The 21,280-nt window shown below is 63.8% G+C and carries 16 protein-coding genes and 3 pseudogenes; 10 read left to right on the top strand and 9 right to left on the bottom strand.

The window, feature by feature from the left end:
- The first annotated feature begins 88 nt into the window (after window positions 1-88).
- The 3 genes from EJA05_RS15550 to EJA05_RS15540 all read left to right on the top strand — a co-directional run bounded on the left by EJA05_RS15550 (window position 89) and on the right by EJA05_RS15540 (window position 3,221).
- Window positions 89-1,318, top strand: coding sequence for an acyl-CoA dehydrogenase (locus EJA05_RS15550; RefSeq protein ID WP_125858922.1), 1,230 nt, complete (start codon window positions 89-91; stop codon window positions 1,316-1,318).
- Window positions 1,319-1,441: 123 nt separating this feature from the next.
- Window positions 1,442-2,830, top strand: coding sequence for a PAAR domain-containing protein (locus tag EJA05_RS15545; RefSeq protein ID WP_125858921.1), 1,389 nt, complete (start codon window positions 1,442-1,444; stop codon window positions 2,828-2,830).
- Entirely contained in the window at window positions 2,823-3,221 is a 399-nt protein-coding gene (locus tag EJA05_RS15540) for a hypothetical protein (protein WP_110992851.1), read from the top strand. The genes EJA05_RS15545 and EJA05_RS15540 overlap by 8 nt, the downstream gene beginning before the upstream one ends.
- Before the next feature lie 69 nt (window positions 3,222-3,290).
- Here the strand turns inward: EJA05_RS15540 and EJA05_RS15535 are convergent.
- Window positions 3,291-3,446 (bottom strand): annotated as a pseudogene (locus EJA05_RS15535) (alpha/beta hydrolase); the annotation flags it as partial.
- Here EJA05_RS15535 and EJA05_RS15530 point away from each other — a divergent pair.
- Window positions 3,430-4,267, top strand: a pseudogene (locus EJA05_RS15530) (LysR family transcriptional regulator); the annotation flags it as partial. The pseudogenes EJA05_RS15535 and EJA05_RS15530 sit on opposite strands and share 17 nt — an antisense overlap.
- Window positions 4,268-4,417: 150 nt before the next feature.
- Here EJA05_RS15530 and EJA05_RS15525 read toward each other — a convergent pair.
- The gene (locus EJA05_RS15525; RefSeq protein ID WP_125858920.1) at window positions 4,418-5,830 is read right to left on the bottom strand and encodes a purine-cytosine permease family protein; all 1,413 of its coding nucleotides are present in this window, start codon (window positions 5,828-5,830) and stop codon (window positions 4,418-4,420) included.
- 422 nt (window positions 5,831-6,252) lie between these two features.
- Complete coding sequence (locus tag EJA05_RS15520) at window positions 6,253-6,705, bottom strand: Lrp/AsnC family transcriptional regulator (protein ID WP_110992853.1); 453 nt, start codon at window positions 6,703-6,705, stop codon at window positions 6,253-6,255.
- Window positions 6,706-6,818: 113 nt separating this feature from the next.
- On the opposite strand from EJA05_RS15520, the gene EJA05_RS15515 reads away from it, so the two are divergent.
- On the top strand, window positions 6,819-7,433 hold the full coding sequence (locus EJA05_RS15515) for a LysE family translocator (protein ID WP_125858919.1): 615 nt from the start codon (window positions 6,819-6,821) through the stop codon (window positions 7,431-7,433).
- A gap of 254 nt (window positions 7,434-7,687) precedes the next feature.
- On the opposite strand, the gene alr is transcribed toward EJA05_RS15515, so the two are convergent.
- Both alr and ctlX read right to left on the bottom strand, forming a co-directional pair.
- Window positions 7,688-8,926 (bottom strand): alanine racemase, encoded by a 1,239-nt coding sequence (gene alr, locus EJA05_RS15510; RefSeq protein WP_125858918.1) that lies wholly within the window; start codon window positions 8,924-8,926, stop codon window positions 7,688-7,690.
- A gap of 166 nt (window positions 8,927-9,092) precedes the next feature.
- Window positions 9,093-10,031: a citrulline utilization hydrolase CtlX gene (ctlX, locus tag EJA05_RS15505; protein ID WP_190305987.1), complete on the bottom strand. Its 939-nt coding sequence runs from the start codon at window positions 10,029-10,031 to the stop codon at window positions 9,093-9,095.
- Window positions 10,032-10,314: 283 nt separating this feature from the next.
- On the opposite strand from ctlX, the gene EJA05_RS15500 reads away from it, so the two are divergent.
- The 4 genes and pseudogenes from EJA05_RS15500 to EJA05_RS28795 all read left to right on the top strand — a co-directional run bounded on the left by EJA05_RS15500 (window position 10,315) and on the right by EJA05_RS28795 (window position 14,465).
- On the top strand, window positions 10,315-10,737 hold the full coding sequence (locus tag EJA05_RS15500) for an Lrp/AsnC family transcriptional regulator (protein WP_125858917.1): 423 nt from the start codon (window positions 10,315-10,317) through the stop codon (window positions 10,735-10,737).
- A 324-nt stretch (window positions 10,738-11,061) separates the two neighbouring features.
- A complete protein-coding gene (locus tag EJA05_RS15495) occupies window positions 11,062-12,474 on the top strand; it encodes an amino acid permease (protein WP_125861330.1) in 1,413 nt (470 codons plus the stop codon).
- 47 nt (window positions 12,475-12,521) lie between these two features.
- Window positions 12,522-13,607, top strand: a pseudogene (locus tag EJA05_RS28800) (HAMP domain-containing protein); the annotation flags it as partial.
- Window positions 13,608-13,697: 90 nt separating this feature from the next.
- Window positions 13,698-14,465 carry a methyl-accepting chemotaxis protein gene (locus EJA05_RS28795; protein ID WP_374046956.1) on the top strand — a complete coding sequence of 256 codons (768 nt, stop codon included), beginning with the start codon at window positions 13,698-13,700 and terminating at the stop codon, window positions 14,463-14,465.
- A gap of 36 nt (window positions 14,466-14,501) precedes the next feature.
- On the opposite strand, the gene EJA05_RS15485 is transcribed toward EJA05_RS28795, so the two are convergent.
- The 4 genes from EJA05_RS15485 to EJA05_RS15470 form a co-directional block, all read right to left on the bottom strand.
- A complete protein-coding gene (locus EJA05_RS15485) occupies window positions 14,502-16,355 on the bottom strand; it encodes an ABC transporter ATP-binding protein (protein ID WP_125858915.1) in 1,854 nt (617 codons plus the stop codon).
- Window positions 16,356-16,672: 317 nt separating this feature from the next.
- Window positions 16,673-17,419, bottom strand: a complete 747-nt coding sequence (locus EJA05_RS15480) for an enoyl-CoA hydratase-related protein (protein ID WP_125858914.1) — start codon at window positions 17,417-17,419, stop codon at window positions 16,673-16,675.
- Window positions 17,420-17,452: 33 nt separating this feature from the next.
- Window positions 17,453-18,058: a cupin domain-containing protein gene (locus EJA05_RS15475; protein WP_125858913.1), complete on the bottom strand. Its 606-nt coding sequence runs from the start codon at window positions 18,056-18,058 to the stop codon at window positions 17,453-17,455.
- A 45-nt stretch (window positions 18,059-18,103) separates the two neighbouring features.
- On the bottom strand, window positions 18,104-20,056 hold the full coding sequence (locus EJA05_RS15470; RefSeq protein ID WP_125858912.1) for an oxidoreductase: 1,953 nt from the start codon (window positions 20,054-20,056) through the stop codon (window positions 18,104-18,106).
- 153 nt (window positions 20,057-20,209) lie between these two features.
- Here EJA05_RS15470 and EJA05_RS15465 point away from each other — a divergent pair, with 153 nt between their 5' ends.
- On the top strand, window positions 20,210-21,256 hold the full coding sequence (locus tag EJA05_RS15465) for an ABC transporter substrate-binding protein (RefSeq protein WP_125464355.1): 1,047 nt from the start codon (window positions 20,210-20,212) through the stop codon (window positions 21,254-21,256).
- Window positions 21,257-21,280 lie beyond the last annotated feature (24 nt).

The following is a 21,280-nucleotide window of genomic DNA, read 5'->3' as shown; positions in this document are numbered from 1 at the left end:
GTTAATACACAGTGAAAATAGACTAGGTGGATGAAGGGCGGCTGTTCTAGGCTGCGTCCATGTTCTTCATTGACTGAAGGTAGCCCCGATGGATTTCGCCTATTCGCCCAAGGTCCAGGCACTGCGCGAGCGTGTCAGCGCATTCATGGACGCCTATGTGTACCCGGCCGAGCCGGTGTTCGAGCGCCAGGTTGCCGAAGGCGACCGCTGGCAGCCCACCGCGATCATGGAGGAACTCAAGGCCAAGGCCCGCGCCGAGGGCCTGTGGAACCTGTTCCTGCCCGAGTCGCAATACGGCGCGGGGCTGACCAACCTCGAATACGCGCCGCTGGCCGAGATCATGGGCCGCTCGCTGCTGGGGCCGGAGCCGTTCAACTGCTCGGCGCCGGACACCGGCAACATGGAAGTGCTGGTGCGCTACGCCAGCGAGGCGCAGAAGCGCCAGTGGCTGGAGCCGCTGCTGCGCGGAGAGATCCGTTCGGCGTTTGCCATGACCGAGCCGGACGTGGCCTCGTCGGATGCCACCAACATGGCCGCCACGGCCGTGCGCGACGGTGACGAGTGGGTGATCAACGGCCGCAAGTGGTGGACTTCCGGCGCCTGCGACCCGCGCTGCAAGGTGATGATCTTCATGGGCCTGTCCAACCCCGACGGCCCGCGCCATCAGCAGCACTCGATGATCCTGGTGCCCACGGACGCGCCGGGGGTGAAGATCGTCCGCCCGCTGCCGGTGTTCGGCTACGACGACGCGCCCCACGGCCACGCCGAGGTGCTGTTCGAGAATGTGCGCGTGCCCTATGACAACGTGCTGCTCGGCGAGGGTCGTGGCTTCGAGATCGCCCAGGGCCGCCTTGGCCCAGGCCGTATCCACCACTGCATGCGTTCGATCGGCATGGCCGAGCGCGCCCTGGAGCTGATGTGCAAGCGCTCGGTTGAGCGCACAGCCTTTGGCAAGCCACTGGCGCGGCTGGGCGGCAACATCGACAAGATCGCCGACTCGCGGATGGAGATCGACATGGCCCGGCTGCTGACGCTCAAGGCCGCGTACATGATGGACACCGTGGGCAACAAGGTGGCGCGCAGCGAGATCGCGCAGATCAAGGTGGTGGCGCCTAACGTGGCGTTGAAGGTGATCGACCGGGCCATCCAGATCCATGGTGGCGCGGGGGTCAGTGGCGACTTCCCGCTGGCCTACATGTATGCGATGCAGCGCACCCTGCGCCTGGCCGATGGCCCGGATGAGGTACACCGGGCGGCGATCGGCAAGTATGAGGTTGGCAAGTACGTGCCCAAGGAGATGTTGCGCAGCGGGCAGTGAAAATATCAGCCGTGTAGTTCGTTTTCGCATTATGTGTAGGGCATTTCCCAAGCGCCGGACTGCCCCCGTGTTTTCGCCCTGAGTGCTGCTAGTTTCCGCTGCTTTGCATCTGCAGAGGGAAACATGAACAGGGTCAATATCGGTGGTAAAGGGCAGGCGCTGGACGGGGATGTCACGACCACTGGGGCGATATGCATTGCTGATAATCCGAACCATCGTTGTGACGGTATCGAGGTGCTGCGCAGAGGTGATGCCACCACCGAGTGCCCGGTTTGCGGCCAGCGCGGCACGGTAGTCGAAGGTATTTCGTGGTTCATGTCTAACGGTCGGGAGGTGGCGGTCGACGGTTCGCTGGTGGCGTGCGGATGCCCCAGTGGCAGTAACCGAGTGGTGGCGCCTTTGGGCATGGCGACGCGTGCACGCTCGGCGCCGGCTGGCGCTGGTGCTGCCCCAAGAGCCGACTCGGTCGCAGCATCGCGCTTCCAGCCACAGATGGCCACGGCATCGGCTACGCCGCGTGCGCTGCTGGAGCCGGGGTTTTATGTCGTACCCCGCAGAATGTCCGGGCCGCGGCTGTTGGCGCAGCTGCTGGAGCAGGATCGCACGCTGCCGATCGCTCGGGTTAAACGCCTGAATCCCACTTTCGATCAAGGTTTCAAGGCTGGCGAGATCTTCGTCCTCGGCGACCTCGATAACCACCATGCCTGCACCCGGCAAGAGGCCGAGCTGATGGCAGCGGCGCAATTGACGCGCGACGCCCTGGCCGAACTCGACGCACAGGAAGCCAACTTCATGATGGAGCACATCGGCGAGATCGCCGGGGTGCTCAGTGGCGCGAGCCTGTCGATGGGCGTGGGCAAGGACATGCTGTCGCGCGGGCTGGGGCAGGTGAGCGATACGCTCAAGGGGATCGAACAGTTGCATCAGCGGGAGTTCGGTTTGCATGGGCACTTGAAGAGCCCGCAGTTCTTTGCCTCACGCCAGGCTTTGTATCAGCAGCTGAATGCGCAATTGCGCAGTGCGTTTCTGGGTAAGTACCTGAACCTGGGCGGGCATGAAAGTCTGCGCAAGGGCTTGGGGATTTCGACCAGGAGCCTCGTGCATCACTGGTCCAAGGCCGGGGCGCCGGGTGCGATACCGGGGTATGCGACGCACCTGGATGAAGTGGCGAAGATGGCGAAGTTTTTGAAAACTGGCGCGTATGTAGCGATAGGGTTGGGGGCGACGTCGTCTTACCTGAAAGTACAGGAAGTTTGTCGGGCCGGCGAAACCGAGGCATGCAAGAAGATCCGATTTACTGAAACGGGTAGTTTTGTCGGAAGCGTTGCAGGCGGTGGCTTGGCAGGAGTAATGGGGAAAACGGCTGTGAAGGTTATCTGTAATTTGGGACCATGGGGCCGCGCTACTTGCGGTATTGCAACCATAGGCATCAGCTCTTTTGCGGGAACTAAGGTTGGCGAGTTTCTTGGCGCTGAGTCCGGAGAGATGTTGTATGAGGTCACATATGATTGATGTCAGCGAGTGGCCTTCCAGCATAAAGCTGGCCCTGCTTCTTGTACCTTTCGCTGTCGGTTTGACCGGGCTTGCGATCATGCTGCAAATCGCCGCAACGCGGCACTTCAATGTGATGTGCGAAGCGCTTCACAGAAGCAGCGGGCTCCACGAAGAGCTGAGGAACGGGGGAGCCTTTACCCTGAAACTCAGATTGTCGACCGTGAGTGCGATGACGGCGGGCATCATCTGGCCAAGATTGGGTATCCGTCAGGGGTGGTTGGATGCAGAGGACAGTCGCTTGTTCCCTCCCTATCTGAAAAAACGCATGAAACTTAGTTTTTACTGCATATCGGTCAGTCTGGCATGCATGGCCTTCCTGTATCTGTTCGTCAATTTCGACCGCGCATGAACTGACGGATTTGCTGTGGGCCAGATGCAGCACAATGGGCCGCCAGGCGGCCCATCGGGTTTCACGCGTTTACTGCAAGTGCACCTTCAACTCCCCAGCCGGCTGGCGCATCGCGGCCTTCACCGCCGGTATCTGGCTCAGCGGGTTGAGCAGCCCGTAGTCGTGGATCATGCCGTTGTAGCGCACCGCAGTCACCGTCACGCCAGCCGCAGGCAGTTTCACCGCCGCCGAGCGCCTTGGCCTGTCCAAACAGTTCGTCAGCCGGCGCCTGATGCAACTGGAAGAACGCCTGGGCGTGCGCCTGCTCAACCGCTCGACCTGGCGCCTGGATGCCACGCCCCTGGGCGAGCGCTACTACCAGAACGCCCTGCGCCTGCTCGATGAAGTGCAGTTGCTCGAGCAGGCCATCAGCGGGCAGACCGTCGAGCTGCGCGGCACTTTGCGCCTGAGCGCGCCGCTGTCGTTCGCCATCGCCCATCTGGGTTGCCGGTTGACCAAGTTCCTGCAACTGCACCCCCGGCGTGGATGTGGAGGTGGACCTGAGCGACCGCGCCGTGGACCTGATCGGCGAGGGCTACGACCTGGCCCTGCGCATCGGCATCCTGGAAGACTCAAGCCTGGTGGCCCGGCGTATCGGGGCGGTGGAGCGGGTGTACTGCGCCAGTCCCGCTTACCTGGCGGCACATGGCACGTCGCTGGCGCCGGAGCAGATGCGCGGGCACGACTGCCTGCCCTACGGGCATGCGCGGCAGGTGCAGTGGCAGTTTAAGGGGGAGGGCAAGGGCACCAGCATCGCCGTGAGCGGGCGCATGCGCGCCAACAATGGCGAGATGCTCAGGGATGCGGCGGTGGCGGGGATGGGCATCACCTACCTGCCGACCTTCATCGTCGGCAAGGCCCTGGATGACGGGCGCCTAGTGCAGGTGCTGGAGGACTGGACGCTGTCGGCGCTGCAGCTGTCGGCGGTGTACTCGCAGCGCCGGCAAGTGGCCCGGCCGGTGCAGGTGTTCGTGGAGTTTCTGCGGGAGCGGCTGGTGGCGTTGTAAGGATTGAAGCCAAGCCACCCTGTGCTGGCCTCATTGCAGGCTATCGCCAGCTCCCACAAGGCTGTGCATCGTGTGACCGAAATGCATTACCTGTGGGAGCTGGCGAAGCCTGCGATGGGCCCTCGCATGAAGCGCTGCCAATGACTTTGGTCAGGCCGCAGCCGCCAGCTTGGCGCTCGTCTGGCGACGACGGTAAGCGCTGTCGCGGCTGGCCAGCCACCCGTACAGCGGCGTGGTCACCGCCAGGCCCACCAGCCAGGACAGGTCGGCGCCGTTGATGTAGGCGGACACCTGGCCGACATACAGCGGGGTGTTCATGAACGGGATCTGCACCACGATGCCAATGGCGTAGGCCAGCAGCGCTTGCGGGTTATAGCGGCCGTAGATGCCACCATCGACCTTGAAGATCGACTGGATGTCGTAGTCGCCTTTATGGATGACATAGAAGTCGATCAGGTTGATCGCGGTCCACGGCACCAGCACCACCAGCAGCACCAGCACCATGTCGACGAAGTGGCCGATGAAGTCCGCCGAGGCGAACACCGCCACCACGCAGCAGGCGGCCAGTACCAGCAGCGACAGCACGGCGCGGCTCTTGGCGGTGGGGATCCAGCGGTGGGCGAAGGTCTGCACCAGGGTGATGATCGACAGCACCGCGCCATACAGGTTGAGGGCGTTGTGGCTGATCACGCTGAGCAGGAACAACACCAGCATCACCGGGCCGAGGGTGCCGGTGGCGAGCTTGACGGCGTCCATGGTGTCCATGCCCGCAGGGATCGCCAGCACGGCGACGGCGCCGAAGATGAACGACAGGCTCGAGCCCAGCGCCGAACCCAGGTAAGTGGTCCAGAAGGTCGACGACACTTTCACGTCGGCCGGCAGGTAGCGCGAGTAGTCCGACACATAGGGGGCGAAGGCGATCTGCCACAGCGCCGCCAGCGACACGGTGGCCAGCCAGCCGGCCAGGTTGAAGCCGCCGCGGGTGAGGAAGTCGTCGCTCTGCACATGGCTGAAGATGTAGCCGAAACCGACCACGATGCCGATGCCCAGCACCCAGGTGCCGATGCGGTTGAGCACGTGGATGAAGCGGTAGCCGATGATGCCGATGATGCCCGAGCCCAGCGCGCCGACGACGATGCCCACCGGTACCGGCACGCTGTCGACCACGCCGTGCAGCGACTTGCCGGCCAGGACGATGTTGGAGGCGAAGAAGCCGATGTACATCACCCCGGCGATCACCACCACCAGCAGCGCGCCGAGCGAACCGAACTGGGCACGGCTCTGGATCATCTGCGGGATGCCCATCTGCGGGCCCTGGGCCGAATGCAGCGCCATCAGCACGCCGCCAAGCAGGTGGCCGACCAGGATGGCGACGATGCCCCATACCAGGTTGAGGTGGAACAGCTGCACGCCCAAGGCGCCGGTGACGATCGGCAGCGGCGCGATGTTGCCGCCGAACCACAGTGTGAACAGATCCCTTACCTTTCCATGGCGGTCTTGCGGCGGCACGTAGCCGATCGTGTGTTTCTCGATGAGGGGTGCCGAATTGGCTGCACTGGTCATGAATGACTCCAAGGCAAGGAGGGCGCAACCGAAGTTGCCGGGCGCGTGCCGACAAGGGGCGACGCGTTCTTGTTGGAGCGATGATGGCGGCGGGGCAGGCAAGGGGAAATTAGTAAATTTGTGCTCATGAACCTTAAAAAAGCTAAGGCTGGCAAAAGGTTAAGCGGGGGACGGTAGCAAGGTGGGTGCCAGGTGGGCGGAGGCAGCGGGAGGCGGCGCGATAGGGTTGGATACTGAGGCCGGCATGGCCGTTGTTGGTGCGGCATGCCCATGAATGGAGCATGAGTTTTGAGTGGCCATGTCGGCCTCTTCGCGGGTAAACCCGCTCCCACAGTGATGGCGGTGCACCTGTGGGAGCGGCGGTTCGCCGCTGCGATTTACCCGCGAAGAGGCCGGCACAGGCAACCGAAAAACTGAAAAAACTACATCGGCAACAACCGATCCTGGATCACCTCTTTCATCACCAACGTCGAACTCAACCGCTTCACATTGGGAATGCTGGTCAGCTGCTCGTCATACAGCTTCTGGAACGCCGGCAGGTCCTTGGCCACCACATGCAGCAGGTAATCCGGGTCGCCGAACAGCCGCTGCGCCTCGACGATCTGCGGTATCTGCGAAACCGCCGCTTCGAAGTCCGCCACCGGCTGGCGGGTAACCTCGCGCAGGGTGACGAACACCAGCGCGGCGAAGTTCAGGCCCAGGGCGCTGGGGGCCAGGCGGGCGTGGTAGCCGAGGATGGCGCCGGACTCTTCCAGCGCCTTGAGCCGGCGGTGGCAGGGCGACAGGCTCAAGCCCACGCGTTCGGCCAGTTCGGTTACCGACAGGCGCCCGTCTTTTTGCAGTTCGGCAAGGATCTTTCGATCGGTTCGGTCCATGAGGGAAGAATCTTCCAGGTTGCTGACTGGGATGGGGAATATACGAAAGAAAATCCCCGGGCGATATCCGTAATCTTGCTTCCAACGAAACCCCTGTGGAAGGAAGATTCAAAGTGGCCATGAGTGTATTGGCGGCGTTCTGGGCCGTGTCCTTGCTGTTCGTGATCACCCCCGGTGCCGACTGGGCCTATGCCATTTCCGCCGGGATGCGTGGGCGCTGGGTGATGCCGGCGGTGGCGGGGATGCTCTCGGGGCATTTTCTGGTGACGCTGGTCGTCGCGGCCGGGGTCGGTAGCCTTATCGCCGGGCACCCGCTGGCGCTGACCCTGCTGACCCTGGCGGGCTGCGTTTACCTGCTGTGGCTGGGCGGCAACCTGCTGCTGCGCCCGGCGGTGCCCGAGGCCGGGGAAGGTGGCGAGACGGATTCCGGGTCGCGCTGGGCGTTCAAGGGTTTCTGCGTGAGCGGCCTCAACCCCAAGGTGTTCCTGCTGTTCCTGGCGCTGTTGCCGCAGTTCACCGACCCGCAGGCGAGCTGGCCGGTGTGGTTGCAGATCCTGCTGCTGGGGCTGGTGCACCTGGCCAGTTCGCTGGTGGTGTACCTGATGGTGGGGTATGGCGCCAAGGCGGTGCTGCGGACCCGGCCGGCGGCGGCGCAGGTGGTCGGGCGGGTGTCGGGGATGGTGATGATCGTGATCGCGCTGGGGTTGATTGCGGGGCAGGTGCGTTGAGCGTCGGGAGGCGGCTGGCTACCAGGCTCTTTACGAAAAGTATGGTCATCCAACGTTGTGGGAGCGGCGGTGCGCCGATGCGACTTGCCCCGCGATCTGCCGCAACGCGGCAGCAAAGCCTGAGTTTGCGGCATCTTTGACACTGTTTGATATCGGGTACAGGAGTGCTTCGCACTCCATCGCGGGGCAAGCCCGCTCCCACGAAACTCTTCGTACAAGGCCTAGTGCCTACAAGCAGGCGATGCCGCGCGCCATCACTTGGCTTTCAACACCTTCGGGTTCGAGTTGCCCCAGATCGTGTAGAGGTCGGCCAGCAACGCCCCGTTGATGGTCTCGAGCTCTGCCTGGGTGATCTCGTCAGCCCCTTGCTTGCCGTACAGCACCACTTCATCGCCCGCCTTGACCCCCGGGATGTCGGTGACGTCGACCATCAGGGTATTCATGGTGACCTTGCCAATCACCGGCGCGCGCTTGCCATTGATCAGCACCGAAGCCTTGTTGGAGAAAGCGCGACGATAGCCGTCCGAATAGCCTGCGGGAATGTTGGCCACCCGCGAGTCACGGCTCAGGGTATAGGTGTGGTCGTAGCTGATGCCACTGCCGGCCGGGTAGCTGTTGACCGCTGCCACCTGCGACTTGAACTGCATGACACGCTCGAACCCCTTGTGGCCGCCCACGGGGTAGCCGTATAGCGCAGCGCCCGGGCGCACCATGTCCAACCAGCCTTCAGGCACCTCCAGGGTGGTGAAGGTGTTGGCGCAGTGCAGCAGCAGTCTGCTGCGATCGAGCTTGGCCTGGCGGATCAGCAGCGCCGACTGTTCCTTGAATCGGGCAAGGCCCTTGAGCACATCCTCACGCTCCTCCACTGGGAAGTGGGTCATGATGCCGACCACCTCCAGATGCCCGAGGGTAGCCATGGCAACCGCGTCCTTGAGCCCTTGGGGCGTACCCATTTCCACGCCGTTGCGGCCCATGCCGGCGGAGTTGAGTGCCAGGTGCACCTTCAGCCGCTGGCCACTGCGCTTGGCCAGGGCATCCAGTTGCTGCGCCACTTCCAGGTTGCCGACCAACTCGTCCATGGCATAGGGCAGCGCATCCTGCACCTCGCCCAGGCTGGCGATGCGCAGCCGCATGAGCCGCCCCTTGAAGCCTTTTTCGCGGACCACGCGTGCCTCTTCGTTGCTGGTAACGCCAATGCAGCTGACGCCCATGCGCATGGCCGCTGGCACCAGCAGCGCAATGCCGTTGCCATAGGCGTCGGCCTTCATGACCGCGCAGATCTGGCTTTTGCCGGCGACCAGTTTCTGGATACGCGCGATGTTGTGCTCGAAGGCAAGCGGGTCGATTTCCAGCCATGCGTTGCTGTGTGCCAGGGTCGCAGCAGCGGGCGCGTCGTTGCGGCCGGTGTCGAGCAAGGGGGCGGCGTGGGCGAAACTTGCGCCGCTGGCGAGCAGCAGGGCGATGGCGATGCGGCTAAGGGCGTGTCGAGTCATGTCGGGGTTTCCGTTCTTGTTGGTAGGGCGGGCTGGCGGCGCTCTCGGCACCGCAACCCGCCCTCGGAAGTGTCCCGGATAGGCCGCAATGAAACCTGTCGTGATGGGGCTGGGCTGCGACCGATCGAGTCGTTGCAGACGCAGTCACGACAGCTCGCGCTGGGCCCTATTGGCGAGGGGAAAGATGAATGCCCGCGATCATGCAGCGCACCGAGCCACCCGCCATTTCGATCGTCGGCACGTCCAGCGGTACCAGCCGCGCCGAGCGCTCTATGCGCTGGCGCTGCTCGGCCGTGAGGCTGTTGAATGCTCGGCGCGACAGCGCAAGAAGCCGCCCATCCCGCCCGGACAGCTCGATGGCGTTGCCCGCGAACTCGTTGATCTGCTGGTTGGTCAGGTCAATCACATCTCGGCCGGATTCGATCAGGCGCATGCGTACCTCTTCGGCCCGCGCCTTGTTGGTGAAGGTGTCGAACCCCACCAGGGCGAACTCGGTCGCCACGCACATCAGCACGTTGGTGTGGTAGATCGGCGAGCCTTTTTCATCCGCCGTATCGAACACCATGGGCTCGAAATTGAAGTGGGTGCTGAACCGCTCTAGGGCTATCGGGTCGGCGCGGTTCGAGCGCGCGGTGTAGGCGACCCTGGACAAGTGGTCGAACACCATCGCCCCCGTGCCCTCCAGGAACAGCTCGTCTTGCTCCAGGCCCGAGTAGTCGATCACGTCCTGCACCCGGTACTCGTGCTTGAGCATCTCGATGACATCGGCCCGGCGCTCGCGGCGACGGTTCTTCGAGTACATCGAGTAGATGGCGACATGGCCACCCGGGTGGGTGGAGAACCAGTTGTTGGGGAACACCGAGTCAGGCGTGTCGTGTTCGCCCAGGTCATCGAACAGGTGAACCCGCACACCCTCGGTCATGAGCCGCTGCGCCGCCTGGGTGACTTCGTCACGGGCCACTTCGGCGAGGGTTGCCGTGGCGATGTCAGGGTTGGCGCTCTGGAAGGCGTTGTCTGCTGCGGTTTCCGGGTTGGGGGTGAAGGCATGTGGGCGGACCATGACCACTGCCGCAGGTGCCTGAATCGAACGTGTTGGAAATGCCATCTTGTTATTACCGGGGTTGAGTGCGTGCAGCAACATCGGCTGCGCGTCGGGTTTGTTTTAATGGAAATGCACCCCAGGCACGAATCAAGTCCGAGCGTGTCGGGGGTGTCAATTAAACAGTGCACTTGGCAAGCGCGTTTTAATCGCCGGGCGTGCAATATCAACTGCCGGAAAATTGTGATGAAAGAAGGCGTCAATATGAAGCGTGCAGGTTGCCAGTTTTGAAAGACTTCTACACAATCTGCGCCCCTCAAATGACAATCTGAACAGCCTGGTATTCAACATGGATAATATTGATCGGGCGCTGGTCGCGCTGCTGCGGGACAATGCGCGCACGCCAGTCCTGACGCTCGCGAAAAAACTGGGGGTCGCCAGGGCAACGGTGCAGAACAGGATCACCAAGCTGGAAGAACAGGGCGTGATTCTGGGCTACACCATCCGCCTGCGCGCGGATGCTCCCGAGCAAGGGGTAAGGGCCATCACCAGTATCGCCATCAGTGGTCACCATGCTGCCGAGGTCAAGCGTGCGCTGCGCGGGCACCCCAATGTGGTCGCCATCCACACCACCAACGGCCGCTGGGACCTGATGGCGGAACTGCGTGCCGACACGCTGGAAGGCTTTGACCGGGTGTTGAACTCCATTCGCTCGATCCCCCATATCGAGAACACCGAAACCAGCATTTTGCTGTCCACGTTCAAAATGTGATCACCCGGCCTGCCGGTTTCGGCCGTGTCACTGGGCACTGTGTCAGCCGTGGCTGGCACTTTGTATGAACCGGGGTGCGGTGTGCGCAGTTTGTTATGTTCCGCTTGGCCAGGTCGACTGGCAGAATAAGTCGGCTCAATAGTTCCGAGTTTCGAAAAGCTAGCCAGTCCGGTGAAATTACGTCACTGGATTTTTATTGTCGTCTGTGTGGTTTCCCATCCCTGTCTTGCAACTTTCAAGTACTCAAGAGAACTGTACGTGCGTGCCAGTTTTACAAGGGTGTGGTTAAAGACCAGGTTTACCAAAAAGAATAAGAGGTTAATGATGCAACACACCTGTGACGCGCCTGACGCGACAGCAGAAAATGGTCGTGTGCTCAAGCGGCGGCTCGAAAATCGCCACATCCAACTCATCTCGATCAGTGGCGCCATAGGCACCGGCCTGTTCATGGGCTCAGGCAAGATCATCGCGCTGTCGGGCACCTCGATCATCCTGGTGTACGCGATCATCGGCTTCTTCGTTTTCTGCATCATGCGGGCGATGGGCGAGATGCTCCTCGCCAACTTCGAAATGGGCTCGTTCGCCGACCTCGTGCACCACTATCTGGGGCCACGCGCCGGATACATCCTCAGCTGGTCCTACTGGCTCAGCTGGGTGGTGGCGGCCGTGGGGGACGTGGTTGTGGTGGCGGGCTTCATGCAGTACTGGTACCCCGATCTGCCCACCTGGCTGCCGGCCTTTGCCACGATGTTCCTGCTGCTGGGCCTGAACATGCTCGCGGTCAAGGCGTTCGGCGAGGTCGAGTTCTGGTTCGGGCTGATCAAGGTCGTTGCCATCGTGCTGTTGGTGATCACCGGGCTGGTAATGGTTGCCACTGCCTACACATCGCCAGCGGGGGTGACGGCGTCCTTCAGCCACCTGGTTGCCCCGGGCGTGGTCATGCCCCACGGCATCCTGGGCTTCCTGGCGGGCTTTCAGATCGCGATTTTTTCGTTCGTCGGCACTGAACTGGTCGGCACTGCCGCCGCCGAGGCAAAGAACCCGGAGAAAACCCTGCCCAAGGCCATCAACACCATCCCGGTGCGTATCCTGCTTTTCTATGTCGCGGCGCTGGCGTGCATCATCAGTGTGGTGTCATGGGCCAACGTCCCCGCCAATCGCAGCCCGTTCGTCGAGCTGTTCTTGCTGGGCGGGCTTCCGGCCGCTGCCGGCATCATCAACTTTGTCGTGCTCACGTCGGCGGCGTCATCGGCCAACAGTGGCGTGTATTCGGGATCGCGGATGCTCTACGGCCTGTCCCATCAGCGCCAGGCACCCTTGGCATTCGGGCGCCTGTCGGGCACGGGCACGCCCGTCCGTGCGCTGATGTTCTCGGGTGTATGCATGGCCCTGGCCTTGACGCTGCTGTTCGTGATCCCGGAAGTCATGACGGTGTTTACCTTGGTGTCGACCATTTCGGCAGTGATGATCATCGTCACCTGGTCACTGATCCTGATGGCTTACTTTGCCTACCGCCGGCAGAACCCGCAGGCGCACCAGCGATCCACCTTCAAGCTCCCGGGCGGCAAGGCCTGCGCAGCGCTGTCGCAGGTGTTTTTGTTGTTCGTCCTGTGTTTGCTGGCCCTGGAGCCGGATACCCGCACTGCGCTGTACGTCATGCCGTTCTGGTACGCCGGCTTGCTGCTGGCCTACCAGCGTCGCGAAAAAACCAATGCTCGCCAGATGGCGACCCACTAACGACGGCTATTGGCCGGGTGAACGTTGCGCGGGTTCAAGGGGGATGAATGAACATGAAGCACAAGCTGATGTGGACCTTTGCCGGGATCGCAGTGATACCGATAGGCCTGGTTGCCTTGCTGGTTGTCCTCAACCTGCGCGGTGAGGCGCGAGAGAATTTCGTCGACAACAGCACGCGGGAAATTCGCCAGGTAGGCAATGCGATGAGCCTGTTCTTCCAGGGCATCGAGCAGAACGTCAACTACCTGGCCGCGCAACCTTTGGTCACGGCCACGGGCAGTGAGGTCAACAAGTACCTGGGCGCCAGCACCGGCAATGAGCTTGGCGCCCGGGACCAGCAGATTTTCCAGTTCATGACCCATCTGGCGGACGCCCACCCCAGCTATGCCTACGTTTCCTATGGGCTAGCAGACGGTGGTTACGTGGGCTGGCCCGCCACGAAAGACTTCGCCGACTACGATCCGCGCCAGCGCCCCTGGTATCAGCTGGCGATCGCCAACCCCGGCAAGACCTTGCGCACGGCGCCCTATTACTGGGCCGCCGATGACACCGTGCAGGTCAGCATCGTGCGCGCCGTCGCCAACCCACTGGGCAACCCGGGCGGCGTGGTCAGCATCGACGTGTCGCTCAAAGGGCTGACCGAGATCCTCAAGCAGATCAAGCTGGGCGACAGTGGCTACGTGATGCTGGTGGAGAACAACGGCAACGTGATGGTCGACCCCCGTGATGCCAGCCACAACTTCAAACAGCTTGCCAGTTTCGGCGATGGCTACGCCGACCTGGCCAAGGCCGGCAAAGGCCTGCTTGAGGTCGAGATCAATGGCGAGCGCTTCATGGCCAACATCTACCCTGACGAGCAATTGGGCTGGACCTTCATCGGCCTGATCCGCCACGACGAAGTGATGCGCAGCACCTCGCGCCTGAGCTGGCTGATCGGCGCTATCGCGCTGCTGCTGGCTGCGCTGTTCGCCGTTGTCGGTACCGCGTTCGCCAACCTGATCGTGCGCCCGATCAACAATGTCAGCCGCGGCCTGGAGGACATCGCCCAGGGCGAGGGCGACCTGACCCGCAACCTGGACATCCGTGGCCGTGACGAAACGGCGCAACTGGCCAACTGGTTCAACCAGTTCCTCGGTGCCATCCGCAGCCTGATCCAGCACATCGGTGCGGCCGCCGGCAAGATTCTCAGCACCTCCAACAGTTCGACACGTGTTGCCCATGACATGGCCGAGGCTGCCGGGCGCCAGCGTGAAGCGGTGGACATGGTGTCCACTGCCTTCCATGAGATGGTCGCCACCGCCAATGAGGTCGCCCGCTCCTGCAGCCAGGCCGCGCAATCGGCCGACAGTGGCCAGCAACAGGCCCGTGACGGCCAGCAGCAGATCGACGCCGCGGTGCACAGCGTCGATCGGCTGAGCCAGGAGATCGAGCAGTCGGCCCAGTCGATCCAGCAACTGGAGCGCGACAGCAATGCCATCCAGTCGATCCTCGGCACGATCCGTTCAATTGCCGAACAGACCAACCTGCTGGCCCTCAATGCGGCGATCGAAGCGGCCCGTGCCGGTGAGCAGGGCAGGGGCTTTGCGGTGGTTGCCGACGAAGTGCGGGCGCTGGCCAAGCGCACCGCCGACTCCACCGCAGAGATCGACGGCCTGCTGGGCAACCTGGCCAGCCGTACCGCGCAGGTCGCCGAGCAGATGCACGCCAGCCTGGAAGTTTCGCAGCAGTCGGTCAGCCGCATCGGCCTGGCCCGCGACAGCTTTGGCCAGATCCGCGAGTCGGTGGACGTCATCCGCGACATGAACACGCAAATTGCCACGGCGGCCGAAGAGCAGCACCAGGTTGCCGAGGACATCAATCGGCATATCAGCCAGATACACGGTGACGCGCAGTTGGTGGCCGAACTGGCCCAGGCGGCGCGGCAGGATTCGCAGAGCCTGGCGGGCTTGTCGAATGAGCTGGATACGCTGGTGCGACGGTTCCGCACCTGATTGACCGGTGGGGGGCAACGCAGCCCCCCGCCAGGCCTACTCCACGCTCTCGACCACCCCTTGGTCCTCACCCAGGAACCCACCGCTCTGGTGCTGCCACAGCCGTGCATAGGTGCCGTTCTTGCCCAGCAGTTCGGCATGGGTGCCTTGCTCGACAATGCGCCCCTCGTCCATGACGATCAGCCGATCCATGGCCGCGATGGTGGACAGCCGATGGGCGATGGCGATGACGGTCTTGCCTTGCATCATCTCGTCGAGGCTTTCCTGGATGGCCACTTCGACCTCCGAATCCAGCGCGCTGGTGGCCTCGTCCAGTAGCAGGATCGGGGCGTTCTTGAGCATCACCCGGGCAATGGCCACGCGCTGGCGCTGGCCGCCGGACAGCTTGATGCCGCGCTCGCCCACCAGGGTGTCGTAGCCGCTGTTGCCTTGCTTGTCGCTGAGCTGGCTGATGAAACCATCGGCCTGGGCATTGACCGCGGCGCTGCGAATCTGCGCATCGCTCGCGTCGGGGCGGCCATAGGCGATGTTGTCGCGGATGGAGCGGTGCAGCAGCGAGGTGTCCTGGGTAACCATGCCGATGGCGCTGCGCAGGCTGTCCTGAGTGACCTCGGCGATGTCCTGCCCGTCGATGCGGATCGTGCCGCTGTTGACGTCGTAGAAGCGCAGCAGCAGGTTGATCAGCGTGGACTTGCCGGCACCCGAGCGGCCCACCAGCCCGACTTTTTCGCCGGGGCGAATGTGCAGGGTGAGGTCGTCGAGCACCTGGCGTTCGCCGCCATAGTTGAAGCTCACCTTGTCGAAGGTCACCGCGCCGCCGCGGGTCTGCAGCACGCCGGCGTTTGGCGCATCTTGCACCTTGGGGCCGCGGGTGAGGGTGGCCATGCCGTCCTGCACGGTGCCGATGTTCTCGAACAGCGAGGTCATCTGCCACATGATCCAGTGCGACATGCCATTGATGCGCAGCGCCATGGCGGTGATCGCCGCCACGGCGCCGGCGCCGACCTGGCCCTGGTGCCACAGCCACAGGGCATAGCCGCCGGCACCGAGAATCAGGGCGACCACCAGCGCCTGGTTGACGATCTCGAACTGGCTGACCAGGCGCATCTGGCGAAAACCGGTGAGCTTGAAGTCTTCCATGGCCGCGCGGGCGAAGTGCGCTTCGCGCTTGGAATGGGAGAACAGCTTCACGGTGGTGATGTTGGTGTAGGCATCGGAGATGCGCCCGGTCATCGACGAGCGCGCATGGGCCTGCTCCTGGCCGACTTTGCCCAGGCGCGGCACGAAGTACAGCATCGCCAGCCCGAACAGCACCAGCCAGGCCATGAACGGCAGCATCAGTTGCAGGGCGAAACCGCCGGCCAGGGCGATGATCGCGATGAAGTATACGCCGATGCCGGGAATGATCTCGATGAAGGTGAACAGCACTTCGCGCACCGCCAGCGCGGTCTGCATCACCTTGGTGGTGACCCGGCCCGAGAACTCATCGGAGAAGAACGACAGGCTCTGGCGCAGCATCAGGCGGTGGAAGTCCCAGCGCAGACGCAGCGGCAGGTTGATCGCCAGCACCTGGTGCTGCATCAGGGTGCGCAGCGCCACCAGCCCGATACTGGCCAGCAGCACCAGGCCGATGCCCCACAGCACGCGGCTTTCTTCACCGCTTGCGGCGGTGCCTGCCTGCCAGGCCGGGAGCAGGTCGACCACCTGGCCGAGGAAGGAAAACAACCAGGCTTCGTAGATCGATACGCCGGCACTGAACAGCGCAAGGGCGAGGATGTAGCCGCGGGCGCCGCGGGTGCAGGCCCACAGGAAACGCAGCAGCCCCACCGGTGGCGGCGGGACTTCATCGGGTGGGAAGGGGTCTAGCCATCGCTCGAACACACGCAGCATTCAGGTCTCCGTAAAGGTACGTCTGGTTTGTTTTTTGACGCCGGGGCTGCCATGCCGCCCTTGCTTGCATTGCTTGAGGTCAGCGTGGCCAGGTGGCGGCAACTGTCTTGCTCGCCACTCCAACAACTGCGCGATCCCTGTGGGAGCGGGTTCACCCGCGAACACGGGCGTAGCCCGTGCCAGGCACCGAGGTGTCATCTTCGCGGGTAAACCGCAGCGGCGAACCGCCGCTCCCACAGGCAGAGTGTAGGTCTTGAGTTCGGCGCGATCAGGTGGGAAGCCGGCTTGCCGGCGAAAGGGCCGCAAAGCGTTTGTGGTCATCCCTTGACCATCGCCCGCAGCGCCGCTTTCGCCTCGGGCGTCTGCAGGCGGGCGATGAACGCCAGGCCTTCACGCTCAACCGTCGCCGCCAGCTCCTGGCGATGGGCATCCTTGAGCAATTGCTTGCTGATGCGCAGGGCATCGCTGGGCAGGCGCTGCAGGCGTCGGGCCAGTTTCACTGCAGCGGCCTGGCATTGTGCGCCATCCTCCAGCAGCTCGGTCGCCAGCCCCCATAGCACGGCCTGCTCGCCACTGAGCAACTGGCTGCACAGCAACACCTGCGCGGCCCGCGCGTGCCCCAGCAGGCGTGGCAGCAACAGGCTGGCGCCGAACTCCGGGCACACGCCCAACGGCACGAACGGCGTGCGCAGCTTGGTATCGCGGGTGACCAACACCTGGTCGCAATGCAGCAGCAGGGTGGTGCCGATACCGATCGCCGGGCCCGCAACCGCCGCGATCAGCGGCTTGTCCAGCGCCAGCACCGCCCACATCATGCGGAACACCGGGCTGTTCAGGTCGGTGGGCGGCTGGTCGAGAAAGTCCGGCAGGTCGTTGCCGGCGGTGAAGCACTCGGCGCTGCCAGTCAATACGATCACTTCGACCTGCGGGTCGTCATTGGCCGCCTCGAACAACTCGGCCAACCGGGTGTACATGGCGTTGGTCAGCGCATTGAGCTTGTCCGGGCGGTTCAGGCGCAGGGTCAGCAGGCCTTCGTCGAGTTCGTGCAGGATCAGATCGGTCATGGGGCGGCACCTTGTGTTGTTCTTGTGCTGGGCTCAGAAGGTCGGCGGGGTGATCACCCAGATCACCACCGCATCGACGTCGCCAGGGTTGCCGTAACGGTGCGGCTCCTGGCTGGAAAAACTGAAGCTGTCGCCTTCGCTCAGCTGGAAGTGACGTTCGCCTACCCAAAGCTCGAAGGTCCCGCACAGCAGGTAACCGGCCTCTTCGCCGTCATGGCTGTAGCTTTGCTCGCTGTAGGTGCCCGGGGGGAAGCGCGAATGCAGCATTTCCAGCTCGCGGCTGGGCTGCGGGGTGAGCAGCTGGTCGACGATGCCGTCTTCGTAATGCACGCTCAGCCGGCTGTTCCTGCGCACCACATAGCCCTCGTCTTCCGGGGCGGTGATCGCTTCGCTGGCAAAGAACCACTGGATGGTCACGCCCAGGGTGCGGGCGATGTTGAACAGCGCCGGGATCGACGGGTAGGACAGGTTGCGCTCCAGCTGGCTGATGTAGCCGGCGGTCAGCCCGCTCTGTTCGGCCAGCTCGGCCAGGGTCATGCCGCGGCGCTTGCGCAGGCCGCGGATGCGGGTGCCGAGAAACTGCGGCGCGGGGCTGCCGTCCTCGGCAGGTGGCGGCGCTTTGGCAATGTGGCGATTCATGGCGGTTTCCAGTCGGCCCTGCAAAGTCCCGGAGTATAAACAGGCTCACAAGGCGGCGGCGACCTTCAAGCCTTCATGGATCGCTTCCTCGGCGGTGCGCGGGGCCAGGCAGTCGCCGATGCGCTGCACCTGGGTGAGGTCCTTGATCTGCTCGGCCAGGGTGTCGACCGGCTGATGGCCCTGGCACAGCACCAGGGTGTCGATGCCTTCGAAGATCATCGCCTCGCCGCTGGCGGTGTGCTGCAGGTAGACACTGTTGTCGTCGCAGCCATACAAGCGGGCATAGGGCGTGATCGGGATGCCCAGCTTGTGCAGCTCGCCGGCCAGTTGGTCGCGCACATACAACGGCAGGCTCTCGCCGCAATGGGTGCCGTTGACCGCCAGCTGCACCTGGTGCCCGGCGCGCACCAGGCGCTCGGCGATACCGGGGCCGATCCAGTCGCAGCGCCAGTCCACCACCAGCACCGAACGGCCGAGCTTCACCTGGTCGCGCAGTACTTGCCAGGCATCGACCACCTGCAGCTCGCCGCCACGCTCGAACGCCGGCCAGTAGGGCTCGGCACCGGTGGCGACGATCACCGCGTCCGGGCGTTCGCGCTCGACCAGGGCGCGGTCGACGCGGGTATTGCGCACTACCTCGACCCCAGCCAGCTGCATCTCCCGTTGCAGGTTGGTGCTGGCGCCGCCGAACTCGCTGCGCCGGGGCAGCAACTGCGCCAGCAGCACCTGGCCGCCCAGTTGCGCGCTGGCCTCATACAGCGTCACCTGGTGCCCGCGTGCCGCCGCCACGGCGGCGGCCTTCATGCCGGCGGGGCCGCCACCGATCACCATGACCCGCTTGCGCACGCTGGCAGCGGGCAGGTTGCCGTACTGCTGTTCGCGCCCGGTTTCCGGGTGCTGGATGCAGGAAATCGGCAGCCCGCGATGGAAATGGCCGATGCAGGCCTGGTTGCAGGCGATGCAGGCGCGCACATCCTCGGCGCGGCCGCTGTCGGTCTTGTTCGGCATCTGCGGGTCGCAGATCAGCGCGCGGGTCATGCCGCATACATCGGCCTGGCCACGGGCGAGGATCAGTTCGGCTTCCTGGGGCTGGTTGATCCGGCCGGTGACGAACAGCGGTATCTGCAGGCGCGACTTGAAGGTACCGGCTTCGCGGGCCAGGTACGCCGCCTCGATGGCCATCGGCGGGACGATATGGATGGCGCCGCCCAGCGAGGCGGAGCTGCCGGCGACGATGTGCACGTAATCCAGGCTCGCTTGCAGGGCCTGCACGGCGGCCAGCGATTCGTCCTCGGTAAGGCCCTCGGCATCGCGTTCGTCGGCGCTGATGCGCAGGCCGACGATGAACTGCTCGTCGGTGGCGGCGCGTACGGCGGCAAGGATCTCGCGCAAAAAGCGCAGGCGCTGTTCCAGGCCGCCGTTGTAACCGTCGCTGCGGCGGTTGACCCGTGGGTTGATGAACTGCGCGGGCAGGTAGCCGTGGCTGGCGACCACTTCGACACCGTCGATGCCAGCCTGGTGCAGGCGCCGCGCCGCAGCCGCGTAGCCGGCGACGATCTCGTCGATCATCAACTGGTCGAGCTCGCGCGGCATCACCCGGAAGCGCTCGTTGGGCACGGCGGAGGCGCTATAGGCGACCGCCAGCAGGCCGTCGGCGGACTCCATGATTTCGCGGCCCGGGTGGAAGATCTGCGACAGCACCACGGTGCCCTGGGCGTGGCACACCTCGGCCAGGCGTCGGTAGCCGTCGATGCAGGCATCGTCGGTGGCCATCAGCACATGGGAGGTATAGCGGGCGCTGTCATGCACCCCGGCCACCTGCAGCACGATCAGTCCGACACCGCCCTCGGCACGGGCTTTGTGATAGGCGATCAGCCGCTCGTTGACCAAATTGTCGGTGGGCATGGAGGTGTCGTGGCCGCTGGACATGATGCGGTTTTTCAGGCGCTTGCCGCGGAGCTGCAGCGGTTCGAACAGGTGCGTGAAGGCGGTCGACATACGGGCAGGCTCCAGCGGGGGTGTTGTTGTTTTTTCTTATAAAAGTGTACCCATAGTAAAAAATCAACTTGTTTTTTTACTGGTCGTTGTCTAGTTTCGACAGCACCCCGCCTCAGGGGCGAACCTCACAAAAACAACAAAGAGGGTCCATCGATGAGCGCTTTTGCACGAAAACCCGGGTTGTACGCGGTGCTGTTGTGGCTTGGCCTGGGCAGCGCCCAGGCGGGGTCGGACATGGTCGTGGTGGGCTATGGCGGTGCCGGGCAGAAGGCCCAGGACGTGGCGTTGTTCCAGCCGTTCAGCGCCCAGGACAAGAGCAAGCTGATCCAGACCGAGTACAACGGCGAGATGGCGCGGATCAAAGTCATGGTCGACACCGGCAGTGTCGACTGGGACGTGGTGCAGATCGAAGGACCCGACCTGCTGCGCGGTTGTGATGAAGGCATGTACGAGCGGCTGGACTGGAACAAGCTGGGCCACAAGGACCAGCTGATTGCCGACGCCGCGCAGGAATGCGGTTCGGCGGCGCTGGTGTGGAGCGTGGCGATCGCCTACGACCGCGACAAGCTGGCCCAGGCGCCGACCTCCTGGGCCGACTTCTGGGATGTGAAGAAGTACCCGGGCAAGCGCGGCCTGCGCAAGCGCGCGGTGTACAACCTGGAGTTCGCCCTGCTGGCCGATGGGGTCAAGGTAGAGGACGTGTACAAGGTGCTGGCCACCCCGGCAGGCGTTGACCGCGCGTTCGCCAAGCTGAGCCAGCTCAAGCCCAGCATCCAGTGGTGGGAGGCGGGCGCCCAGCCGCCGCAATGGCTGACCGCCGGCGACGTGGTGATGACCTCGACCTACAGCGGCCGCATCGCCGCCGCCGCACAGAACGGCAGCCCGCTGGCGCTGGTGTGGCCCGGCAGTCTGTACGGCATGGACTATTGGGCGATCATCAAGGGCTCGAAACATGTGCAGCAGGCCGAGCGGCTGATCGCCTACACCAACCAGCCCGAAGCGCAGGTGCGTTACGTCGAACAGATCCCCTACGGCCCGACCAACACCCAGGCGGCTGCCGCGCTGGCGCCGGAGCTGGCCAAGTGGGTGCCGACCTCGAAGCAGAACCTCGAGGGCGCCCTGGCCATGAACGTCGAGTTCTGGGTCGATCATGGCGAAGAGCTGGAGGAGCGCTTCAACGCCTGGGCGGCCAGCAAGTAACCCATCGCGGCTGGACAGTCTTCT

It is taken from the genome of Pseudomonas oryziphila, from assembly GCF_003940825.1.
GTDB classification, from domain to species: Bacteria; Pseudomonadota; Gammaproteobacteria; order Pseudomonadales; family Pseudomonadaceae; genus Aquipseudomonas; species Aquipseudomonas sichuanensis.
Note: the sequence above shows the minus strand (reverse complement) of the source record. Positions and strands in the feature narration are given on the sequence as shown.